Below are 21,501 nucleotides of genomic sequence, written 5' to 3' on the forward strand. Positions count from 1 at the left end.
ATTGTCTTCCAAGACTGTTCCGCCACGACCCCTGCCGCGTCTCTACCTCGCGACGCCCGTGGTCGACGATCCCCAAGCCCTGGCGCAGATGCTGCCATCGGTATTGGCGGAAGCCGACGTCGCCGCCGTTTTGCTGCGGCTGCAACCTTCCGACCCGCGCACGCTGACGTCGCGCATCAAGACGCTGGCGCCGATCATCCAGGACGCGGGCGCCGCGTTGCTGCTCGACGGTCACGTTGATCTCGTCGCGCGGGGCGGTGCCGATGGCGCGCATCTTTCCGCCATCCCGGCGCTGGAGGAAGCGTTGCCGACGCTCAAGCCGGATCGCATCGCCGGCGTCGGCGGTCTCGCCACGCGCCACGACTCGATGACCGCGGGCGAACGGGGCGCGGATTACGTGTTGTTTGGCGAACCCGACGAGCACGGACAACGCCCGTCGACTGAAGCCATCGCCGATCGCTTGCAATGGTGGGACGAATTGTTCGAACTGCCTTCGGTCGGCTTCGCCGGCGCGCTGGAAGAAGTCGAGACGTTCACGGCAGCCGGTGCGGATTTCATACTCGCCGGCGATTTCATCTGGAGCGCGCCCGAAGGCCCGGTGCGCGCTTTACGCGCGGCCTCGGAAGCGATCCGCAAAGCCCATGCCACGGGTTCAGCGAAAGCCGAAGCGTCGCAGCCATGAGAACCTTACGTCTCTTTCTGATACTTGCAGCCGTGATGTGGTCGGCGGACGCCTTCGCGCAGGTCTCGCTGGCCCCGCCACCGGCCGCGCCGGACAAGCCGGCCGCGCCGCCGCCCGCCAGCCCGAAGATCCGGCCCGCGGCCAAGAAGCCGGCAGCGACGCCTGCCCCGCCGCCCGCCGCGACAGCCGCGCCCGTCGAGACATCAGACGATCCCAACGCCGATCTCGTCTATGGCGCCTATCAGCGCGGCCTCTACAAGACCTCCTTCGATCTCGCGACCAAGCGCGCGCAGGAGAAAGGCGATCCCAAGGCGATGGCCATGCTTGGCGAGCTCTACGCCAACGGGTTTGGCGTCAAGCGCGACGATGCCAAGGCGGCCGAATGGTACAAACGCGGCGCCGATGCCGGCGACCGCGAGGCGATGTTCGAACTCGCGATGCTGCGGCTCGCCGGCCGCGGCGGACCGGTCAATCGCGAGGACGCGGCGAGGCTACTGGCATCTTCGGCCAAGCTCGGTAATCCCAAGGCGGCCTATAATCTGGCGTTGCTGTATCTCGGCGGCGAGACGCTGCCGCAGGATGTCAGGCGCGCGGCGGAATTGATGCGCGTCGCGGCCGATGCCGGTAATCCGGAAGCACAATACGCGCTCGCGACCTTCTACAAGGAAGGCACCGGCGTGCCGAAGGACGCCGAGAAAGCGGCGCGGCTGCTTCAGGCGGCCTCACTGGCGGGCAACGTCGATGCCGAGGTCGAATATGCCATCGCGCTGTTCAACGGCACCGGCACGTCAAAGAACGAAGCCGCCGCGATCACGTTGTTGCGAAAGGCGGCCAAGCAGAACAGTCCGATCGCGCAAAACCGCTTGGCGCGGGTGCTCGCGAGCGGCCAGGGCGTTCCGATGGACAAGGCCGAGGCGCTGAAGTGGCACACCATCGCCAAGACCGCCGGCAAGGGCGATCCCGACCTCGACCAGGCCCTCGCCGGCTTGAGCGCGGAGGACAAGGCCAGGGCTGCGGCCGGTGTGCGCAAATGGCTCGGCGGTAAAGGACCTTGACGGCCCCCGCGCCACAGGGCACGCACATCCCTGCCGTTTCTTTCGCCGGGCGACCGGACATCCTCTCATTGAAATTCCCTAAATCATGCTGCAATCAGCCCTCCTCAATGTCATGGTCAAGGCCGCGCGCCGCGCCGGCCGCAGCCTCAACCGCGACCTCGGCGAAATCGAAAATCTTCAGGTGTCGCTGAAGGGACCGGCCAATTTCGTCAGTCTGGCCGACAAGCGCGCTGAGGAGATGCTCTATACCGATCTTTCCAAGGCCCGCCCCGGCTATGGCTTTATCGGCGAGGAAGGGGGACAGCGCGAAGGCGCCGACAAAACCCATACCTGGATCGTCGATCCGCTCGACGGCACCACCAACTTCCTGCACGGCATTCCGCAATTTGCGATCTCGATCGCGCTCCAGCGCGAGGGCACGGTGATCGCCGGCGTGATCTACAATCCCGCCAATGACGAACTCTACACCGCCGAGCGCGGCAAGGGTGCCTTTCTCAACGATCAGCGCCTGCGCGTCGCTGGAAGGCGCAAGCTCAACGAATGCGTGGTCGCCTGCGGATTGCCGCATATCGGGCGCGGCGATCACGAACAGTCGCGCCAGGAATTGACCGAAATCCAGAATCGGGTGGCGGGTCTTCGACGATTCGGCGCGGCCTCGCTCGACATGGCCTTTGTCGCCGCCGGCCGCCTCGACGGTTATTGGGAACGCAACCTGCAACCCTGGGACATGGCGGCGGGCCAGATCATGGTGCGCGAGGCCGGCGGCGTGGTCTCCGGCATCGCCGGCAATGACGACGCGCTCATCACCCGCAATGTGATCTGCGGCAACGAATTCGTTCACGGCGAACTCGTCAAGATCCTGAAGCCGCTGGGGACCTGATCGGGCGGCAGCCCTTATCTCTGTCTCTCTAGTGCCCCGGTTCTGACATTCGTATCATGTCGCGGCATGTCCGTTTACGAATGTCAGAACCAAAGGGGCACCAGCAAACATATGATTCTAGTGAAGCTTTGACTCCGACGTTCCTTTGATGAGGTTGCTGCGAAACCGAAAGGAACGTCAGAGCCGCTTCACTAGCGTGCGACGCGGCGCATCGGCCGTACCTGTGACGTGGAACCAACAGCCGCGGACAATCGTTGCCCCGCGACAAAAGGCGAGTTGAAGGCAACCGCGCATCTCTATTAATTTGGGCGGAGCCATCGACCGTCGACCCCAATGTCAGGCAACAGGCCATGCGCGCCGCGATTCTCGTGTTGTTCATCCTGGGAATCGCCGCTGGTGCGCAGTCGGCCAGAGCCGGCTTAAGCGATACACCTCGCGAAATTTCGGCACCGGCTGACGCAGCAGCGTTAGCCGATGAAGGCACGCAGCAAAGCGAAGACCAGATCAGACTTTCCCGGACCAAGCGCCGCGACGTGCAGCGCGGGCTGGCGCGGATCGGTTTCAACACCAAGCCCACCGGAAAATTCGACGATCAGACCCGCGATGCGATTTCGCGCTGGCAGGAGCAACATGGCTATCCCAAGACCGGTTTTCTGAACGCGGCGCAGCATCAGGCGCTGATGAACGAAAGCGCTGACGCGGCGCAAGATGGCAAGTCCGACCATACGGATCGTCGTCACGGCCGCACGCGCCGCGGCGGCGGCGGCATTGGAGGCCCGATCGGGGCGATCGGCCACGTGGTCGGCGGGATATTCGGCCGCTAGTGGAGTGGATTTGATATTCGCGAACCCGTAGCCGCGCATTCGCGATGCGAATGTTGGAATCGGACCACTAGATCACAGCAACGAATTCGCCTCACGCGCTTTCTCACGAAAATTCAGAGTCAGAAAGGCATCGTGCTTGCGCAATGCAGCATGATGAGCTGACCCGCTTGGATGTGGGTGGTGAAAATTTGTGCGGTCTGTAAGACCAACGTGCAAAACAAGTTGCTCTTAGAATGTTGCAATCGCCTCTCGCTTCCATCGAAACCAAGACTTCCTGGGCCGTCGCGTCGGCTGCGCTTGTCGTCCTGGCAATGTCGTTTGGCGCCGCCTGGATCGCCGCCATCGCGCTCAAGGACATCGCGAGCGAGGTGGGCGGGTCGCGCTCTGTTCCGGCGCTTGCGAGTTCGCTGGCATGGCTCGGCTCCGGGATCGGCGGCATCATCATGTCCCAGATTGCCGGGCGGATCGGCACGCGCTGGACGGCGATTTTCGGTTCGCTGATGATCGGGCTCGGCCTCGCCATTTCCACGCTCGGACCGCCGTGGCCGTTGTGGATCGGCCACGGACTGTTCATCGGCATGATCGGGATCGGCGGCATCAATGCGCCGCTATACGTCTATGTCAGCCGCTGGTTCGACCGCCGGCGCGGCTCGGCGCTGGCGCTGATTTCGAGCGGCACCTATCTCGCCGGCACGATCTGGCCGCCGATCTTCCAGGGCGCCATCGTCGAATTCGGCTGGCGGAATTCGATGCTGCTATATGCGCTCGCCGAGATCTTCGTCGTGGTGCCGATCGCGGCGATCTATTTTCGCGCGCCACCTGATACGATTCATCCAGTCGTATCATCCGAAGCCGGTTCCGAACCTACGCGAGTCCTCGGTTGGCCAACTAACGTCGTGTTTGCGATGATCTGTTGTGCGGCCGTTCTGTGCTGCATCCCGATGGCGATGCCGCAAGGACACCTCGTCGCGTTTTGCAGCGATCTCGGCATCAGCCGCTCCGTCGGCGCGCTGATGTTGTCCGTATTGCTCGGCACGGCCTTTCTGAGCCGGCAGGCCTGGGGCGCGATCTCCGACCGTATCGGCGGTCTCACGACCGTGCTGATCGGATCGGCCTGGCAGGCGGTATCGATGACGGCCTTCCTGCTGACGCAGAACGAGATCGGGCTTTTCACCGTGACCGCCGTCTTCGGCCTTGGCTTCTCCGGTATTATTCCAGCCTATGTCCTGGCGGGCCGTGAACTGTTTCCGCCGTCGCAAGCCTCCTGGCGAATTCCGACCCTGCTGCTGTTCACCGGCGGCGGCATGGGCGCCGGCAGCTGGATCGCGGGCCTGCTTTACGACCACTTCGGATATTACGCGCCGGCCTTCGCCGCCGGCATCGGCGCCAACATTCTTAATCTGTTGGTGGTGTGTGTTTTGGTCGGGCGTCAACGGCTCAGGGCGGTCTACGCCTAGATGGCCGGGCCAGCCGCAGGTTCCGCGCATCTGCGAACGCCCGCGCCTTTGCGCTAGCCAAAGAATCATCTACCTATTCTCCCATGATCGAGCTGATTGAGGCATCGGGAGCGTCAGGCTGCTTCTCGAAATTTCTGCCACATCACCCGTTGCGTGCATCCCCGCCAAATCGCCTGGTTTACCTCTTGGACGCCGGAGACATCTGATGGCCGACGTGGGACGCAAACTGGCCTTCGTGATAGCTTCATCCAATCACGGGACGATGATCGTCAACCGCCTCGACTATCGGATGGTCAGCGCCGACAGCGGCTTTGGGGTTGGCTTCCAGATCCTGGAAACGGGTTCGTTCGATCTGGGCGAAGTCAAACTGGCCGTCGGGCTCTTGGCCGCGCGGCGACGCCATCATGGCGATGGCGTGCTCGCGATCGACTGCGGCGCCAATATCGGCGTGCATACGATCGAATGGGCGATCGCGATGACGGGCTGGGGCACGGTGTTTGCGATCGAGGCACAGGAGCGGATCTACTACGCGCTGGCCGGCAATATCGCGATCAACAACTGTTTCAACGCGATGGCGATCCATGCCGCGGTGTCGTCCGAGTCCGGTGTCATGACGATTCCGAGTCCAAACTACCTGACCCCCGCGAGCTTCGGCAGCCTCGAGCTTCGTCAGCGGTCCAATAACGAGTTCATCGGCCAGGCGATCAACTACACGGAAAACACCGCTCAGATTCGCAAAGTGGCGCTCGATGAGTTCAACCTGCCGCGGGTCGATTTCATCAAGCTCGACGTCGAAGGCATGGAATTGGAAGCGCTCGAAGGCGCCGAGAAAACCATCAAGACCAGCCGCCCGATTCTTCTGGTCGAAAAGATCAAGAGCAGCGGCGAACAGCTCCATGGCTGGTTCAGCGATCGAGGCTATGTCTTGAGGGAAGTCGGCATCAACATCCTTGCGATCCATTCCGAGGACAAGACGCTGACAGAACTGACCCCCCAAAAGGCACCGTAACGCGCTGGCGATTTCCGCTCGTCGACTTAACTCGCCTTAACTTGCCGCCTTCATGCGATAATGGCTGACGCCCCATTCGCTGCCGTCTGCAAAGCCGAAAAGGCCGGCAGTGGCGAGAAAGAACCAGCACCAGCGCCGCATCCATAATTCGGTGTCGGAACCGTAGACGGCCCGCAAGACTGTCTCGATCTCGGCAGCATGGGCGTCGAAATTGGCAAGCCAGTCGATCGCCGTGCGCTGGTAATGCTCGCCGCTCCAGCGCCACTCCTTCTCCACCTCGAACAGGTCGGCATATTGGCGGATCAGAAGATGGCTCGGCATCACGCCGCCGGTGAAGAAATGCTGCGCAATCCAGTCCGTTCTGTCGTTGCGGTCGAACAGATAGGCGCCGGCGCGATGGGTGAAGATGTGCATGAAAAAGCTGCCCTGCGGGGCGAGCCACGACCGCACGCGGCCCAGCAGTTCGCGCCAGTTCATCATGTGTTCGAACATCTCAACCGAGACGATGCGATCGAACCGCCGGCCGGGATCGAAACTGTTCATGTCGGCGGTGACCACCGAGAGATTGGCCAATCCCCGCGCAGCGCCCTCGCCCTGAATGTACATCCGCTGCGAATGCGAGTTCGACACCGCCACCACCTTTGACCGGGGAAATTGCCGCGCCATCCATAGCGACAGCGAACCCCAGCCGCAGCCGAGTTCGAGGATCGATTGCCCGTCGGCAAGGCCGGCATGTTCGACGGTCTGCCGCAAGGCCTCCTCCTCGGCCTCCTGCAAGGTCGAGGCGCCCGAGCGATAGAAACACGACGAATACTTGCGGTTCGGTCCGAGCACATGGGCGAAAAAGTCAGCCGGCACCTCATAATGCTGCGCATTGGCAGCCTGAGTATGTTCGGCGATAGCGCATGCAGCCATTTCGCGCGCAAATCTCGCATCGCCCTCCGGATCGCCTCTGGCCAGCCGTGTTGCGGTGCGCGAACAGAGCTGGCGAATCGCCGATCGGATCACGAAATCAGGCAACGGTACGCGCTCGGCAAAGCCGATGACCCCCGACGTGAAGTTCAATTGCGCTCTCCGTTCGATCGATCACCTGGTGGAGTGGATTTGACATTCGCTACCGCGGCGGCAGCGGAAAGAAGATGCTGGTGCGCGATTGATAGTCGCGATAGCGCTCGCCGCGCGAACGCAGCATCTGCGCCTCGAGCGGTGGGATGCCGGTGACGTAGACCAGGATCCAGTACATGAAGGCGGGCGCCAGCAGGCTGGCCCAACCCCACGCGTAATGCGGCGAAAGCGCGATGACGGGATAAGCCAGCCATCCCAGCCATTCGAAGAAATAATTCGGATGTCGCGACCAGCGCCATAACCCGGCATCGCAAACCTGGCCCTGGTGGCCGGGAGTTTCGCGGAATTGCTTGAGCTGGCTGTCGGCCAGCGCCTCGCCGGCGATGCCGAGAGCCAGGATGATCGCGCCGAGATAATCCTGTAGCCGAAGCCCGGTCTGCGGAAAGTGCGCGGCGACAAAGATCGCAAACACCAAGGGGACCGATCCCAGCGCCTGGTTTTGCAGAAACACGAACATCCGGCGCGGCGCGGCCAGCCCCCATTCCGTTGCGAACGCCGCATAGCGCGGATCGTCCGATATGCCCGCTGTCCGCACCGCGATGTGCATGCCGAGCCGTAACGACCACACCGCCACCAGCGCTGCGACCAGCCATTGCCGGGCATTCGGCGAAGTATTCTCGAGCGGCCAGAGCGAGCTCGCCGCGCCGACCAAACCGACCGAGAACGTCCAGATGGTGTCAACCCAGCCTGAATTGCCCGTGCGCTGCTGTACGACCCAGGCGCCCGCCATCAGGACCGAAAGCGCCAGCGCGATCACCGCGAGCGCCGCAAGGTATGAGACCATCCGAAATCCGTATCTAACCGGCTGAGCTTTCAGTTACGGACAGCATCCCGCCGGGTTTCACGCGGAAGTTCCCGCCTCACTTCCCGATCCGCCACGACCAGCCTTCCCTCCCGGGCGCAATTTTGGGGGTGCCGAAATACGGCTGGTATCGGTGATTGGCCGACAGCTGAGATCGAAACACCGCCCGGTAACAAGGCGTTAACCATACGTCCCGCCAATATAGCCAGGCCGGGTCTGCCTGCCCTCGAGGGCGGATTGATCGCGGCCTTTCGGGGGCACCCATGGGACTTCAATTCTCGTCAGCTGAATTTCGCCTCAGGGCGGCAACCACTTCCCCCGTCGCCTGCAAGATTTGCGGCGGACCTTCGCCCCTTTACGGCGTGGCTGACATGAACCACCCCTGCCAAATCGGTCTCAAGGTCCCGGTCCCGCTTTCGGGCGTCCCGATCTACTATCGTCGCTGTGCAGCGTGCGGCTTTCTGTTCACCGATGCGTTTGACGATTGGGAAATCAGTGAATTCAAGGCGCACATCTATAACGACGACTACATTGTCTTCGACCCAGATTACGAAGATAGACGCCCGCGTGCCAATGCAGCTGCGGTGATCAACCTTTGGTCAGCCCATGGCGGAAACATGAGGGTCGCCGATTATGGGGGTGGCAATGACGTCTTCTGTGCCGCACTGCGCGCCAATGGTTTCAAGGAAGCCGTCACTTACGACCCGATGGTCCCCGAACATTCGCATCAGCCGGCGGGAAAGTTCGATCTGGTCACGTGTTTCGAGACGCTGGAGCATTTGCCGGATCCCATGGCCGGAATTGGCAAGATCGCCGAACTTGTCGCCGATCCAGGTGCGGTGTTTTATTCGACGCTGACGCAACCTCAGGACTTTGATCAACGGGGAATGTCGTGGTGGTACGTCGGGCCACGCAACGGCCACGTGTCCATCTTCACCAGGCAGGCATTGGTTGCGGCTTGGACGAAGTTTGGCTTCAAGACAGCGGCATTCGATGATGGCACCCATCTGGCGTTTCGCACGTTGCCGGAGAGCTGGGGACTGAAGGCTTAGCAGGCCGAGCCTTCAATCACCGGCTGCAGCGATCGGACCACCGATCACGCCCGTCGCGGGCGGTTCAGCCGACGATCATCCTGCAATGACGGACGCACCATAACCGGCTGAGCTTTCAGCTATTTGTGGACTTACGGACAACATCCCGCCGGGTTTCACGCGGAAGTTCCCGCCTCACTTCCCGATCCGCCACGACCAGCCTTCCCTCCCGGGCGCGCTGTGCCATATTGGGGGAACGAAAAAGCCGCAACGTCAAAATCGGACAGCCCGAAATGCCGCCTTCTGCCCGCTCCGCGATGGAGCTTGAATTCACGAAGCTCGCTCCGCCGCGGATCTTCCTGGTGCGGATGCTGGTGTTTCTGGTGCTGTGCGCGCTGATCGCGGTTGTGCTCTACAAGCAGATCGTCACTGCCTTCTTCGCCAATCCGGGCCTGAACGCGCTGATTGGGCTAGTGCTTTTGATCGGCATCGTCCTGTCCTTCCGCCAGGTGATCCGGCTTTATCCGGAAGTGGCCTGGGTCAATAATTTCCGGATTGCCGATCCGGGCATCGCGCTCGCCCGGCATCCGACGCTGCTGGCGCCGATGGCGGCCATTCTTGGCGGTGAGCGAAGCGGGCGCATCACGATCTCGCAGCAGACCATGCGGCATCTGCTCGATTCCATCGCCACCCGCCTCGACGAGGCGCGCGACATCTCCCGCTACATGACGGGACTGTTGGTGTTCCTTGGCCTGCTCGGCACCTTCTGGGGCCTGATCGAAACGGTCGGCTCGGTGGGCCATGTGATCGACGGGCTGAAGGTTGGCGGCGACGCCGGAGCCTTGTTCGACACCTTGAAGGAAGGCCTCGCCGCCCCGCTCGGCGGCATGGGCATTTCGTTTTCGTCCTCGCTGTTTGGCCTCGCCGGCTCGCTGATCCTGGGTTTTCTCGACCTGCAATCGAGCCAGGCGCAAAATCGCTTCTATACCGACCTTGAGGACTGGCTCGCTTCCACCGTACGCAACTATGCCGGCGAGGGCGGATCAAGCGGCGACCTTGAGGGCGCGATCGACCGGTTGCGCGCGGCACTCGAGGAAGGCGGCGGCAGCAAGGCGACAACGACGGCCATGGCAAGCCTTGCGGAAGCCATCCAGGGCCTCGTGACCCACATGCGCACCGAGCAGCAGATGATCCGCGAATGGGCCGACGGCCAGGGCGAGCAGAACCGGGAGATCAAGCGGCTGCTCGAACGCCTCGCCCGCCAGCCGGAGAAGAGCTGACTTTTTCGTGCCCCGGACGTGGCGCGACGCAAAGCGATGCGCCGCTGATCCTGGGCCCAAAATAACCGTTAGGTCCCGGCTTCTCGCGGAGCAGCGTTACACGCTGCAACCGCGTCCGGGACAAGAGAGAAGCGGAGAACACCCGATGGCACTGGCCCGCGCACGACGCAGCGAAAGCGCTTTCAACTACTGGCCGGGCTTCGTCGACGCGCTATCGACGCTCGTGCTGTCGATCGTGTTCCTGCTCTCGGTGTTTTTGGTGGTGCAGTTCTTCCTGTCGCAGGAAGTCACCGGCAAGGACAAGGCGCTGGAACAGCTCAACGCCAGGATCGCCGAACTGAACGACCTGCTGTCGCTGGAAAAACTCGGCAAGATCAATCTCGAGGATCAGCTTACGCAAACACGGGCGGGATTGGCCTCGGCTGAAGGCGAGCGCGACCGCGTCAAGGGTCTCTATGAAGGACTAGCCGGCGCCGGCAACGATGCCGCGAGCCGCGCCGGCGAACTCAACAAGGCGCTCGATTCCGAAAGACAGGTCACATCACGCGCGCTGGCGCAGATCGAGGTGTTGAACCAGCAGATCAGCGCGCTGCGGCGGCAACTCGCCGCGCTCGAAGAGGCCTTGCAGGCCTCCGAACAGCGCGACAAGGAATCGCAGGGGCGTATCGCCGATCTCGGCCAGCGGTTGAACGTCGCGCTGGCGCAACGGGTCCAGGAATTGTCACGCTATCGTTCCGAATTCTTCGGGCGGCTGCGCGCCATTCTCGGCAATCGGCCGGATGTGCGGATCGTCGGCGACCGTTTCGTGTTCCAGTCCGAAGTGTTCTTCGACACCGGCCAGGCGCTGCTTCTGCCTGAGGGGCGGGCGGAACTCGACAAGGTCGCTGCCGCGCTCACAGAGCTCGACAGGCAGATCCCGGCCGAGATCGCCTGGGTCTTGCGGGTCGACGGCCACACCGACGTGCGACCGATCACCAACAGCCCCTTGTTCAAATCGAACTGGGAGCTGTCGTCGGCGCGCGCGATCTCGGTGGTGCAATACCTGATTTCGCTCGGCGTCCCCGCACAGCGGCTGGTGGCCGCGGGCTTCGCCGAGTTTCAGCCGCTCGACACCGGCAACACCGAAGATTCCTACCGGCGCAACCGCCGCATCGAGCTGAAGCTGACGGAGCGCTGAGTGTGGCGACGCTGCGCCCCTATCGCGAAAGCGACGAAGACGCCGCGATCGCATTGTGGCTGAAGACCTGGCAGCAGGCCTATCCCGGAATCGATTTTGCCGCCCGCGTGGGGTGGTGGCGCAAACGCTGGCGCAACGAGCTGGTGCCGAAGGCGGCGATCATGGTCGCCGAGGAGGCCGGCTCGCTCGCCGGCTTCGTCACCATCGATGCCAACGCCTATCTCGACCAGTTAGTCGTCTCACCCGATCGATGGGGCTCAAGGCTGGCCGACGTGCTGGTCGATGAAGCCAAACGGCTGTCGCCGGATTCCATCACGCTGTTGGTGAATGAAGACAATGCGCGCGCGATCCGCTTCTACGAACGCAACGGCTTCGTTCACGCCGGCAAAGATGTCAATCCGACCTCGGGTCGGCCAGTCTTGAAGATGAAATGGAAGGCAACTTCGGAAGACGGGGAAAGCCGATGACGCAAAGAGAAACCGTGCTGGGATCAGCGACTTTCCTCGTCGTCATTGTCGCCGGGTTTTTCTCGGCCACTTGGGTGACCCGCCACTACGCCGCAGTCTCGCCGACTGCGCAGGGAACCGCCTGCGTCGGCACGGACGGTTCGTGGAAAAACTGGGTTTGGGCGAACGTGCCCGCGCTTTCGCCGAAATGCGAATGATCTCGACCGGACCACCCATCCGGGCGACGTTCAATTGAACCTGCACACAACCGGTGATTTCAGCCTTTGTTAACCTGCGCGATGGAAGCTCGGGTCATCGAAAAGCTCGGTGTGCAGGTGTGCGATGGCAGCGATTTCCTCGACGGCGCCTTCGATCGCGAACTCGCTGGCTCAACTGATTTCGGGGAGCTTCGGCGGGCTTCTCGCGCCTGCGGATTCCACTTCCGCTGCGCTTGCCTCGCAGGACGACGCCAGCCCCGCGAGCTTCGTCACGCTGTCTGAGCAGGCGAAAGCGGCGGCGGCCGCAAGGGCCGAGGCCGAGCAGGCGGCGGCCGATCAGTTGCAGGCCTTCGTGGAGGCGCATCGCGTCAACCAGGGTGGCGATGGCAGCCAGACAAGCAACGCCGATAGCTTGCAGAACCTGCTTGGTGCCAGCACTCCGTCGACGGGCGCGCAGCCAACCGGCGGCACGAAGGTTGAAGCGATTGTCGCGCAGATCAAGCTGGAAGTCGGCTCCGATCAACCGCCCCCTTTCCAGACCTTCACGCCGACAAAAAGCCTGTCGAACAGCGTGACCATCGATGGCTACACGCTAAATCTCAGCACCAATGCCAGCACCCAGTATTACGGTGTCGAGGTCAGCGGCAATGGCGTTCAGGCCTACAACAAGCATTTCGGATCGAGTGCCGGTGTCGGTGGCACCGATGCAGTGCCACCCGGCGTTTCGGTTGGCACGGAAACGGTCGGCAACAACCAGGCGATAGAAGCCATCACGATTTCACGGAACGTCGCTACGGCAAGCAGCGCCTCGGTATCCACATCCCAAGGTTCAGCCTCGGCCAGCGAGGTGGATGCCCAGTCGTCGTCGATCACCTTCCTGGTCAATTATGCGACCGGCCAGATCAGCGTGCAGGAATCGGCGGTGTCGGTATCCGCGCTGGCAATCCAGACCAGCGCACCGGGATCGACACTCTCGACGTTCGCCTGACCGGCCGGCGCCAAAAGCAATCAACGCAGCGTTACGCCCCCTCGAACTGCAATCGCGCCAGCCGCGCATAGAGCCCATTCTCGGCGACCAGCGAAGCATGCGTGCCCTGCTCGACGATCTTGCCCTGATCCATCACCAGGATACGGTCGCAGGACAAGACAGTCGCGAGACGATGCGCGATCACGAGCGTGGTGCGATGGCTCATCAGCTCTTCCAGCGCGGTTTGCACCAGCGTCTCGGATTCGGCATCGAGCGCGGACGTGGCTTCATCGAGCAGGAGTAATGGCGCGTCGCGCAGGATCGCGCGCGCAATCGCGATGCGCTGTCGCTGGCCTCCGGAAAGCGTCACGCCGCGCTCGCCGAGCGGTGCGTCGAACCCGCGCGGCAGCCGGCGGAGAAACTCGGTCGCATGCGCGAGATCGGCAGCACGTTCGACCTCGGCATCGCTGGCGTCGGGCCGGCCGAAACGGATGTTGTCGCGGGCGCTTGCCGCAAACACCACCGGATCCTGCGGCACCAGCGCAATGCGTTTGCGCACTTCGGTCGGATCGGCGACGCGGATCTGCACGCCGTCGACGGAAATCGTGCCCGAGGCCGGATCGTAAAAGCGCAGCAACAGGTGAAACAGCGTGCTCTTGCCCGCACCGGAGGGACCAACGATCGCGACTTTCTCGCCGGCGCGCACCGCAAACGAAACGCCGTCCACCGCGGGCGCATCGGGACGCGTTGGATAGACGAAACTGATGTTGTCGAAGCTGACGTCACCGCGTGGCGGCTGCGGCAGCGCAACGGGCGAAGCAGGCGCCGTGATCTCCGACTTCACCCGCAGGATTTCGAACAGCCGTTCGGCGGCGCCGGACGCGGCCGAGACTTCGCCCCAGACTTCAGAGAGTTGGCCGAGCGCGCTTGCTGCAAACGCCGTGTAGAGCACGAACTGGCCGAGCCGGCCCGGACTGATCAATCCGGCCTCGACGTCATTCGAGCCGATCCAGAGAATGACCACGACACTGGTGAAGACGATGAAGATGACGATCGCGGTGAGCACGGCGCGGGCGCGGGTCGAACCGACGGCCGCATCATAGGCCTGCTCGACCTCGCCGCCGAAGCGCGTATTCGCAAGCCGCTCGCCCGTGTAAGCCTGCACGGTGCGAATGGCGCCGACCAGTTCGGAAGCGTAGGCGCTGGCCTCGGCGAGCGTGTCTTGCGCGTTGCGCGACAGCCGGCGTACCCAGCGCCCGAATGCCATCAGCGGCAGCACGATCAGGGGAATGGCGAGCAGCACCAGGCCGGACAGCCTCGGACTCGTGATCACCATCATCGCGGTCGCGCCGATGAACAGCATGACATTGCGCAACGCGATCGACACCGAAGCGCCGACGGCGGATTTGATCTGGGTAGTATCGGCGGTCAGCCGCGAGATCAGCTCGCCGCTGCGCGAGGAATCGAAGAACACCGGCGACAGCGACATCAGATGCGCGAACACGTCGCGCCGCAGATCCGCAACGATCCGCTCGCCGATCGTCATGACGAGGTAGAAGCGCGAAGCGCTGGCGAGCGCCAGGACACCGACGACCGCGATCATGACGCTGAAATAGCTGTTGATGCGGGCGATACCTTCCGGCGTGAAGCCGAAGTCGATCATCCGTCGAACCGCAACCGGCACGATCAGCGTGGTAATGGCAGCGATGGTCAGTGAGACAAAGGCGAGCGCCACGCGTCCGCGATAGCGCGCCACATAGGGCGATAGCGCCAGCAACGGCCGCAGCCGCGCGGCGCGTTCGGGCGTCGAATTCAGCGCCGCATCGAGCGGCGAGGCGCCGTCGCCAACGCCGGGTTGGGCGAGCCCCTCCCCAGGCGGCGTCGCTGGATCACGCCGCTCTTCAAGCCGTTCAACTGCGCTCATGTATCGGAACCACTCGTTTTGCCACCCCCAGATAGGCCGCATCACGGCAGGTAGCAAATCAGGCTCCGGGCGAAGCCGGACATGCGCCAAATCCCCCTCATCGGCTTGTTTTAAGGGGCGGCTTGCGTTATAGACCCGGCCAAATCCGACACCTTAAGCACCAGAATTATGGGCGCCGGCGCGCCGAAGGACCTGTCATGAAAGCCGAAATTCATCCGAACTATCATACGATTACGGTCGTCATGACCGACGGCACGGAGTACCAGACCCGTTCCACCTGGGGCAAGGAAGGCGACAAGCTGAACCTTGATATCGACCCCAAGTCGCACCCGGCCTGGACCGGCGGCGCCCAGCAGCTGATGGATCGCGGCGGCCGTGTTTCGCGGTTCCAGAAGAAATTTTCGGGCTTCCTCAAGAAGGAGTGAGGCCGGACAAGCCTCCGCCTCGAAACCAGCATGTGATCGCCCCTGACCCGGTCAGGGGCGTTTTGCGTTGTCAGGTTGCCGTGTCACGGCTTCCAGCCGACGCAGACCGCGCCGAGCGCAATGATGCAACACGCGGCAAGCCGCAGCCCGGTCAGGCGTTCGCCGAGAAAGGCAGCGCCCAGCAAAGCCGCAAACACCACGCTGGTCTCGCGCAGCGCCGATACCGCCCCCATCGCATTGCCCTGCATCGCCCAGATGATGACGCCATAGGCGGCAAGCGAAATCAGGCCGCCGGCCGCGGCCTTGGCCATTTCGGGCAACGGCATCGCGAAGGCCGCCCGGCCCCGGCGCACCAGCACCCACAGCGGCATCGCAAGAAAGAACACGAAGATGCCGCCGGTGTAGGCGACCCAGTTGCCGGAAGCGCGCACGCCGAGCCCGTCGACCACGCTATAGGCCGCGATGCTGACGCCGGTCGCCAGCGCATAGGGTAAGTCCGTGAGGTGCAAACGGGCGTGACCGGCTTCCGCCCGCGCCGCCGCCAGCATGAATATCCCCGCACAGACGAGGCCGATGCCGAGGATTGCGAGCGGACCCATCCATTCGCCGGCCAACACACTGCCCCCGAGCGCGATCAGCGCCGGCGAGGTGCCGCGGGCGACCGGATAGGTCTCGCCGAGATCACCGCTGCGATACATCCGCACCAGGAGCGCGTTATAGCAAAGATGAATGGCGCCCGAGGCGACGACATAGCCTGCGGCGGACCACGGCACGCCGGCCACGGACATCATCAAGAAGCCGGTGAAGCCGAGCGTGATGCTCATGATCAGCATCGACTGGAGGCGGTCGGTGCCGCCGCGCAGCAGCGCATTCCAACCCGCATGCAGCAGCGCGGCAGACAGCACCAGCAGAAGAGAGAGAGGAGAAAGCAACGCCTATTGTTCGAACGCGGCTTTCAGCCGGTTGAGCTGCGGCACCAGCGGATTACCGATCGGTGCGCGCTCGGCGGGAGCGGCGTGGATCGTCGAGTCGAGACGGCGCACCTTGCCTTGCAGCGCCATCGAGCGGACGATCAGGTCCTGCAAATGCTGCGGCAGCTTTTCGATCATCTCGTTCGGGCCGGGATCGGCGGCCGAAAGCTTGACCTTGGTCTTTTCGCGGTTGGCCTGGGTCAGGGTCATTTCGCCTTCCTTGACCGCGCGGTGCAGCAGCAGCCAGGACGCCAGTTGCATCAGGCGGGTGGTGAGCCGCATGCTTTCGGTGGCGTAGGTCAGGCTGACAGAACGTTCCAGCACCTTGGCCTCGGTACGGCCGGCGCCATCGAGATAGGCGGCGGTTTCCTCGACGAGGTCCATGCCTTCCCGGAACAAGGTGCCGAACGCCGCCGAATTGGTCAGCCGCTCGCTGAACTGGACAAGCGGGGTTTCGTTCTGCGACCGATCCGACATCTAAAACGCCTCACGCAACAGTTCACGGCCGGCACCAGCGCCAGTTTGGCACTTCGAAAGCCGGAAAATTATGATGAACAAATCATTGCGCACGCGGGTACGAGTGTCCAGCCGCAATCCAAATTATGGTTTCCGGCGCCCTCCGCAAAGCTGGTGTTCAGGGCTTTCCCGGTCTGCGGAAGAGCGCGCTGAGGTACAGCATGAAAAGGGGGCGCTAACGCACTACTGCAATTTCTCGGAAATCAGGCCTATGCGATGGAAAAGGCACAAAAAAAGAGCCGCCGTTGCCGGCGGCTTTGAAGTTGATAACAGGGAGGCGTCAAACAGAGTGGACAGGAGCCACTCGGTGTCCAAAGAGGACGCTGATAGTCATACCTGGGAAAGCTTAATCGACCGTAAACGAGCGATTTTTTTTAGGCTTTGTTTGCCATATCGGCCATTGGCCGAGTGGCCACTCCAGCTAGGACTTGAAGAAATTGTTCGCCGCCTCCTTCGAGGCGCGCTTCTTCGTCATTGCCGCCTGCAGCCGTTCGGCCTCGGATGTCAGCAACGCAATGCGCTCGGTGAGTTCTTCCACCGAGAGCAACGAGAGGTCCTGCCCGATCTCGTGGGTGACTTTCTTTCGCGGCCGGTCGTCATCTTCGATGGGCATGGATTGCTCCCTCGCTGGCTCGAGCCGGTTGCAAGGCCGGACGCCGCTGGCTAATCAGGTCCCGCAAATTCTAGCGTTTGGCCAAGGACAAATCATGGAAAAAATCCCCGCGCAGATGACCGTCGTCGCGATCAGCAAACCGGGCGGTCCGGAGGTGCTTGTGCCCGAGACCCGGCCGGTGCCGGCGCCCGGACCAAACGAAATCCTGGTCAAGGTGATGGCCGCCGGCGTCAACCGGCCCGACGTGGCGCAACGCGCAGGTGTCTATCCGCCACCGGCCGGCGCCAGTGATTTGCCGGGTCTGGAAATCGCGGGCGAAGTCGTCGCGCTCGGCGAAGGCGCCCATAAACACAAGCTCGGCGACAGGGTGATGTCGCTGGTCGCGGGCGGCGGTTACGCCCAATATTGCATCGCGCAAGACGCGCAGGCGATGGCGATCCCCGCGTCGCTGTCGATCCTCGAAGCCGGCGCCACGCCCGAGACGCTGATGACGGTGTGGCACAACGTGTTCGAGCGCGGCGGGCTCAAGGCCAGCGAAAGTCTCCTGATCCATGGCGGCTCGTCCGGCATCGGCACCATGGCGATCCAGCTCGCCAAGGCCTTCGGCGCCAAGGTGATCGTCACCGTCGGATCGAAGGACAAGGCCGACGCCTGCCTCAAGCTCGGCGCCGACCACGCCATTAACTACAAGACCGAAGACTTCGTCGTCGCCGCCAAATCGATGACGGCGGGCGCAGGTCCCAACGTCATTCTCGACATGGTCGGCGGCGACTATGTCGAACGCAACTACGATGCCGCTGCAACCGACGGTCGCATCGTGCAGATCGCGACCCTGGGCGGCGCCAAGATCACCACCAATGTCGCAAAACTCATGGTGAAGCGGCTACATCACACCGGCTCGACGCTGCGTCCCCGTAGTAATGCGGACAAGGCGGCGATGGTAGCCGCGATCGAGGCCAAGGTGATGCCGCTACTGCGAGAAGGCCGCATCAAGCCCCTGATGGACAGCACTTTCCCGCTGGAAAAGGCGGCCGATGCGCACCGTCGCATGGAGACCAGCGCACATATTGGCAAAATTGTGTTGGAGCTTTAACGCTCGCGAACGATCACAGGGTGGAAACCCTTTGATTCCCTTCGCATTCGTGTCATCTATCCGGGCGCGCTGGGCAGCGATTTGACGCCCCGAATACGATTGACCGCGGAGAACCGAATTGCGTCTGGTCAGGTGCCTGGCAGCCTTCGTGCTGGGCCTCATGATTGTTGCGGCCGCGCCGGCGTGGGCGATCGACGCAGTGAGCGTCCGCGGTGACGTGTCCGCGATCGACCTGACCGCGGTACTCGAGCATCAGCACAGCGACACCGACCGCATCCAGGTCTCCACCGCGCCCGGCACCGATGGCATCGTTCGCCGCATCGAAGTGCGCGCACGCGAGGGCGGCCAGAACTGGGTTGTGTTCGCGCTCGCCAACAATACCGACGATCAGCTCGATCGTCTGATCGTCGCGCCCCACTATCGCATCGTTTCGTCCGGTTTGCTGTGGCCCGATCTTGGGCTGTCGCGCATCGCGACTATCACGCCCTCGACCGGCGACCGGCCCGACCGGCAGGAGAGCGCGACCGCTGACATCTTCCGTATCACGCTCGATCCGGGTTCGGTCGTGACCTACGTTGCGGAATTGCGCACCGACAAGCTGCCGCAGCTCTATCTGTGGGAGCCCGACGCCTACAAGGACAAGGTCAACTCGTTCACGCTCTACCAGGGCATCGTGATCGGCATCTCGGGCCTCCTGGCGCTGGTGTTGACGATTCTGTTCGTCGTCAAGGGCAGCATCATGTTTCCGGCCGCCGCCGCGCTCGCCTGGGCCGTGCTGGTCTATATCGGCGTCGACTTCGGCTTCTGGGGCAAGGTGCTCGATATGTCGAACAACGCCGAGCGCGTCTGGCGCGCCGGCGGTGAAGCGATCCTTGCCGCCACGCTTCTGGTGTTCCTGTTCGCCTATCTCAACCTGTCGCGCTGGCATGTGCGCTACTCGCACATCACCGTCGGCTGGCTCGCGTTCCTGGGCTCGCTCGTTGCACTCGCTCTGTTCGATCCGGCGGTCGCTTCCGGAATCGCGCGCATGTCGCTGGTGTTGATTGCGATCGCGGGCTTTGCGCTGATCGTCTATCTCTCGACGCACGGCTTCGATCGCGCGGTGCTGCTGATCCCGACCTGGTTCCTGCTGGTGGTCTGGGTGATTGCGGCCGGCATGACCATTGGGGGCAGCGTCACCAACGACATTGTCGGCCCTGCGCTGCTCGGCGGCCTTGTCCTGATCGTGATGCTGATCGGCTTCACCGTGATGCAGCACGCTTTCGCTGGCGGCGGCGCCACCACCGGCATCGTTTCCGACGTCGAGCGGCGGGCGCTGGCGCTTGCAGGCTCCGGCGACCTGATCTGGGACTGGGACGTCTCCTCCGACAAGGTCTTCACCAGCCCCGAAACCGAAGCGCTGCTCGGCCTCAAGCGCGGCACGCTGGAAGGCCCGGCTGCCAAATGGCTAGAGGTGCTGCACCCGCTCGACCAGGATCGCTTCCGCGCCGCGCTCGACAGCGTGCTCGACCAGCGCCGCGGGCGGCTGGTGCAGGATTTCCGTCTGCGCACGCCGGACGGCCACTTCATGTGGTTCGCGCTCAAGGCCCGTCCCGTCGTCGGCTCCGACGGCGAGGTCTCGCGCGTGATCGGCACGCTGACCGACGTGACCGAAGCCAAGAACGCCGAAGAGCGCATGCTGCACGATTCGGTGCATGACAACCTCACCGGTCTGCCGAACCGCAAGCTCTTCATCGACCGCCTCAACGCCGTCGCCAATTTCGCCAAGTCGATGCCGACCTTGCGGCCGACGCTGATGGTGATCGACCTCGACCGCTTCAAGCAGGTCAACGATTCCGTCGGCATTGCGGTCGGCGATTCCATCCTGCTGACGCTGGCGCGACGGCTGACACGCATTCTCAAACCGCAGGACACGCTGGCGCGGCTCGCCGGCGACCAGTTCGGCCTGATCCTGATGTCGGAACAGGATCCGGCAAGAATCACGGCGTTCGCCGAAACCATCCGCAAGACCATCCGCGCGCCGATCGCCTTCAACGATCGGGAAATTTTCCTGACCGCCTCCATCGGGCTTGCGCTCTCCGATCCGCAAACGCAGCTCACCGACGAGATCATCAAGGACGCCGAGCTTGCGATGTATCACTCCAAGCGGATCGGCGGCGACCGCATCGACGTCTACAAGCCGGCGATGCGCGCGCGAAAGACCGACCGCCTGACGCTGGAGAGCGAGTTGCGCCGCGCCATCGAGCGCGAGGAGATCACAATCCTTTATCAACCGATCGTGCGGCTGGAAGACCGCTCGGTGGCCGGCTTCGAAGCGCTGGCGCGCTGGGATCATCCGAAGCTCGGGCGGATGTCGCCGATCGAATTCATCACCATCGCCGAGGAAATCGGCCTCATCGTCGACCTCGGCACCTTCGTGCTCGACCGCACGGCACGGCAATTGTCCATCTGGCAGCGCGCGATGCGCTCGCGCGAGCCGATCTTTGCCAGCGTCAACGTCTCCTCACGCCAGCTTCTGCGGCACGATCTCATTCACGACATCCGCACGGTGTTGTCGCGCTCGTCGGTTGCACGCGGCACGCTGAAGCTGGAACTGACGGAATCGCTGGTGATGGAAAATCCGGAGCACGCCGCCCAAATGCTGGCGCGGATCCGTGAACTCGGCACCGGTCTTTCGCTCGATGATTTCGGCACCGGCCATTCGTCGCTGTCCTACCTGCAACGCTTCCCGTTCGACACTATCAAGATCGACCAGTCTTTCGTGCGCACCACGAGCCGAGGCACCCGCCCGGTGATCCTGAAATCGATCATCGCGCTCGCCCACGACCTCGGCATGGACGTGGTGGCCGAAGGCGCCGAGACCGATTCCGACGCGGTCGAGCTCTATCAATTGGGCTGCGAATACGCGCAAGGGTTTGCGTTCGGGGAGCCGATGGACGCCGACGCCGCGATGCGGCTTCTGACCGAAGTCAGGCTGGAAGCCGCGAGCTGATCTTCGGATTTCCA

The 21,501-nt window shown here is 63.1% G+C and carries 21 protein-coding genes; 15 read left to right on the forward strand and 6 right to left on the reverse strand.

Annotated features, from left to right (window positions below):
- Position 1 precedes the first annotated feature (1 nt).
- From BUA38_RS08275 to BUA38_RS08300, 6 genes are all read left to right on the forward strand, one after another.
- Positions 2-682, forward strand: coding sequence for a thiamine phosphate synthase (locus BUA38_RS08275; protein WP_072817498.1), 681 nt, complete (start codon positions 2-4; stop codon positions 680-682).
- Positions 679-1,737 (forward strand): tetratricopeptide repeat protein, encoded by a 1,059-nt coding sequence (locus BUA38_RS08280; protein WP_072817499.1) that lies wholly within the window; start codon positions 679-681, stop codon positions 1,735-1,737. The genes BUA38_RS08275 and BUA38_RS08280 overlap by 4 nt, the downstream gene beginning before the upstream one ends.
- 85 nt (positions 1,738-1,822) lie before the next feature.
- The gene (locus BUA38_RS08285) at positions 1,823-2,617 is read left to right on the forward strand and encodes an inositol monophosphatase family protein (RefSeq protein ID WP_072817500.1); all 795 of its coding nucleotides are present in this window, start codon (positions 1,823-1,825) and stop codon (positions 2,615-2,617) included.
- A gap of 350 nt (positions 2,618-2,967) precedes the next feature.
- Positions 2,968-3,441, forward strand: coding sequence for a peptidoglycan-binding domain-containing protein (locus BUA38_RS08290; RefSeq protein WP_072817501.1), 474 nt, complete (start codon positions 2,968-2,970; stop codon positions 3,439-3,441).
- Between the two features lie 233 nt (positions 3,442-3,674).
- Positions 3,675-4,898, forward strand: coding sequence for an MFS transporter (locus BUA38_RS08295; RefSeq protein WP_072817502.1), 1,224 nt, complete (start codon positions 3,675-3,677; stop codon positions 4,896-4,898).
- Positions 4,899-5,103: 205 nt separating this feature from the next.
- Positions 5,104-5,907, forward strand: a complete 804-nt coding sequence (locus BUA38_RS08300) for an FkbM family methyltransferase (RefSeq protein WP_072817503.1) — start codon at positions 5,104-5,106, stop codon at positions 5,905-5,907.
- Positions 5,908-5,943: 36 nt separating this feature from the next.
- Here BUA38_RS08300 and BUA38_RS08305 read toward each other — a convergent pair whose 3' ends face one another.
- On the reverse strand, positions 5,944-6,972 hold the full coding sequence (locus BUA38_RS08305; RefSeq protein ID WP_072817504.1) for an SAM-dependent methyltransferase: 1,029 nt from the start codon (positions 6,970-6,972) through the stop codon (positions 5,944-5,946).
- A gap of 49 nt (positions 6,973-7,021) precedes the next feature.
- Positions 7,022-7,816, reverse strand: coding sequence for a DUF1295 domain-containing protein (locus BUA38_RS08310; protein ID WP_072817505.1), 795 nt, complete (start codon positions 7,814-7,816; stop codon positions 7,022-7,024).
- A gap of 281 nt (positions 7,817-8,097) precedes the next feature.
- Between BUA38_RS08310 and BUA38_RS08315 the strand changes: the two genes are divergently transcribed.
- The 6 genes from BUA38_RS08315 to BUA38_RS08340 all read left to right on the forward strand — a co-directional run bounded on the left by BUA38_RS08315 (position 8,098) and on the right by BUA38_RS08340 (position 12,974).
- The gene (locus tag BUA38_RS08315) at positions 8,098-8,886 is read left to right on the forward strand and encodes a class I SAM-dependent methyltransferase (RefSeq protein WP_072817506.1); all 789 of its coding nucleotides are present in this window, start codon (positions 8,098-8,100) and stop codon (positions 8,884-8,886) included.
- Positions 8,887-9,158: 272 nt separating this feature from the next.
- Positions 9,159-10,145 carry a flagellar motor protein MotA gene (locus BUA38_RS08320; protein WP_072817507.1) on the forward strand — a complete coding sequence of 329 codons (987 nt, stop codon included), beginning with the start codon at positions 9,159-9,161 and terminating at the stop codon, positions 10,143-10,145.
- A 145-nt stretch (positions 10,146-10,290) separates the two neighbouring features.
- Positions 10,291-11,322 (forward strand): peptidoglycan -binding protein, encoded by a 1,032-nt coding sequence (locus BUA38_RS08325; protein WP_072817508.1) that lies wholly within the window; start codon positions 10,291-10,293, stop codon positions 11,320-11,322.
- Positions 11,319-11,789 carry a GNAT family N-acetyltransferase gene (locus tag BUA38_RS08330; protein WP_072817509.1) on the forward strand — a complete coding sequence of 157 codons (471 nt, stop codon included), beginning with the start codon at positions 11,319-11,321 and terminating at the stop codon, positions 11,787-11,789. Before BUA38_RS08325 ends, BUA38_RS08330 begins: the two co-directional genes overlap by 4 nt.
- Entirely contained in the window at positions 11,786-11,986 is a 201-nt protein-coding gene (locus tag BUA38_RS08335; protein ID WP_072817510.1) for a hypothetical protein, read from the forward strand. Before BUA38_RS08330 ends, BUA38_RS08335 begins: the two co-directional genes overlap by 4 nt.
- A 124-nt stretch (positions 11,987-12,110) precedes the next feature.
- Positions 12,111-12,974, forward strand: coding sequence for a hypothetical protein (locus BUA38_RS08340; protein WP_072817511.1), 864 nt, complete (start codon positions 12,111-12,113; stop codon positions 12,972-12,974).
- A gap of 31 nt (positions 12,975-13,005) precedes the next feature.
- On the opposite strand, the gene BUA38_RS08345 is transcribed toward BUA38_RS08340, so the two are convergent.
- Positions 13,006-14,877 (reverse strand): ABC transporter ATP-binding protein/permease, encoded by a 1,872-nt coding sequence (locus tag BUA38_RS08345; protein WP_072817512.1) that lies wholly within the window; start codon positions 14,875-14,877, stop codon positions 13,006-13,008.
- A 197-nt stretch (positions 14,878-15,074) separates the two neighbouring features.
- Here BUA38_RS08345 and rpmE point away from each other — a divergent pair, with 197 nt between their 5' ends.
- On the forward strand, positions 15,075-15,302 hold the full coding sequence (gene rpmE / locus BUA38_RS08350; RefSeq protein WP_072817513.1) for a 50S ribosomal protein L31: 228 nt from the start codon (positions 15,075-15,077) through the stop codon (positions 15,300-15,302).
- Between the two features lie 83 nt (positions 15,303-15,385).
- On the opposite strand, the gene BUA38_RS08355 is transcribed toward rpmE, so the two are convergent.
- The 3 genes from BUA38_RS08355 to BUA38_RS08365 form a co-directional block, all read right to left on the reverse strand.
- Positions 15,386-16,234 (reverse strand): EamA family transporter, encoded by an 849-nt coding sequence (locus BUA38_RS08355; RefSeq protein ID WP_072817514.1) that lies wholly within the window; start codon positions 16,232-16,234, stop codon positions 15,386-15,388.
- 3 nt (positions 16,235-16,237) lie between these two features.
- Complete coding sequence (locus BUA38_RS08360; RefSeq protein WP_072817515.1) at positions 16,238-16,750, reverse strand: DUF1465 family protein; 513 nt, start codon at positions 16,748-16,750, stop codon at positions 16,238-16,240.
- A 460-nt stretch (positions 16,751-17,210) separates the two neighbouring features.
- Positions 17,211-17,402, reverse strand: coding sequence for a DUF1192 domain-containing protein (locus BUA38_RS08365; RefSeq protein ID WP_072817516.1), 192 nt, complete (start codon positions 17,400-17,402; stop codon positions 17,211-17,213).
- Between the two features lie 94 nt (positions 17,403-17,496).
- Here BUA38_RS08365 and BUA38_RS08370 point away from each other — a divergent pair, with 94 nt between their 5' ends.
- Together BUA38_RS08370 and BUA38_RS08375 are read left to right on the forward strand one after the other, a co-directional pair.
- Positions 17,497-18,495: an NAD(P)H-quinone oxidoreductase gene (locus BUA38_RS08370; RefSeq protein ID WP_072817517.1), complete on the forward strand. Its 999-nt coding sequence runs from the start codon at positions 17,497-17,499 to the stop codon at positions 18,493-18,495.
- A 118-nt stretch (positions 18,496-18,613) separates the two neighbouring features.
- Positions 18,614-21,487 (forward strand): EAL domain-containing protein, encoded by a 2,874-nt coding sequence (locus tag BUA38_RS08375; RefSeq protein WP_072817518.1) that lies wholly within the window; start codon positions 18,614-18,616, stop codon positions 21,485-21,487.
- The last annotated feature ends 14 nt before the right edge of the window (positions 21,488-21,501 follow it).

The sequence above is a fragment of the Bradyrhizobium erythrophlei genome (assembly GCF_900142985.1).
In the GTDB taxonomy this organism is placed as follows: domain Bacteria; phylum Pseudomonadota; class Alphaproteobacteria; order Rhizobiales; family Xanthobacteraceae; genus Bradyrhizobium; species Bradyrhizobium erythrophlei_B.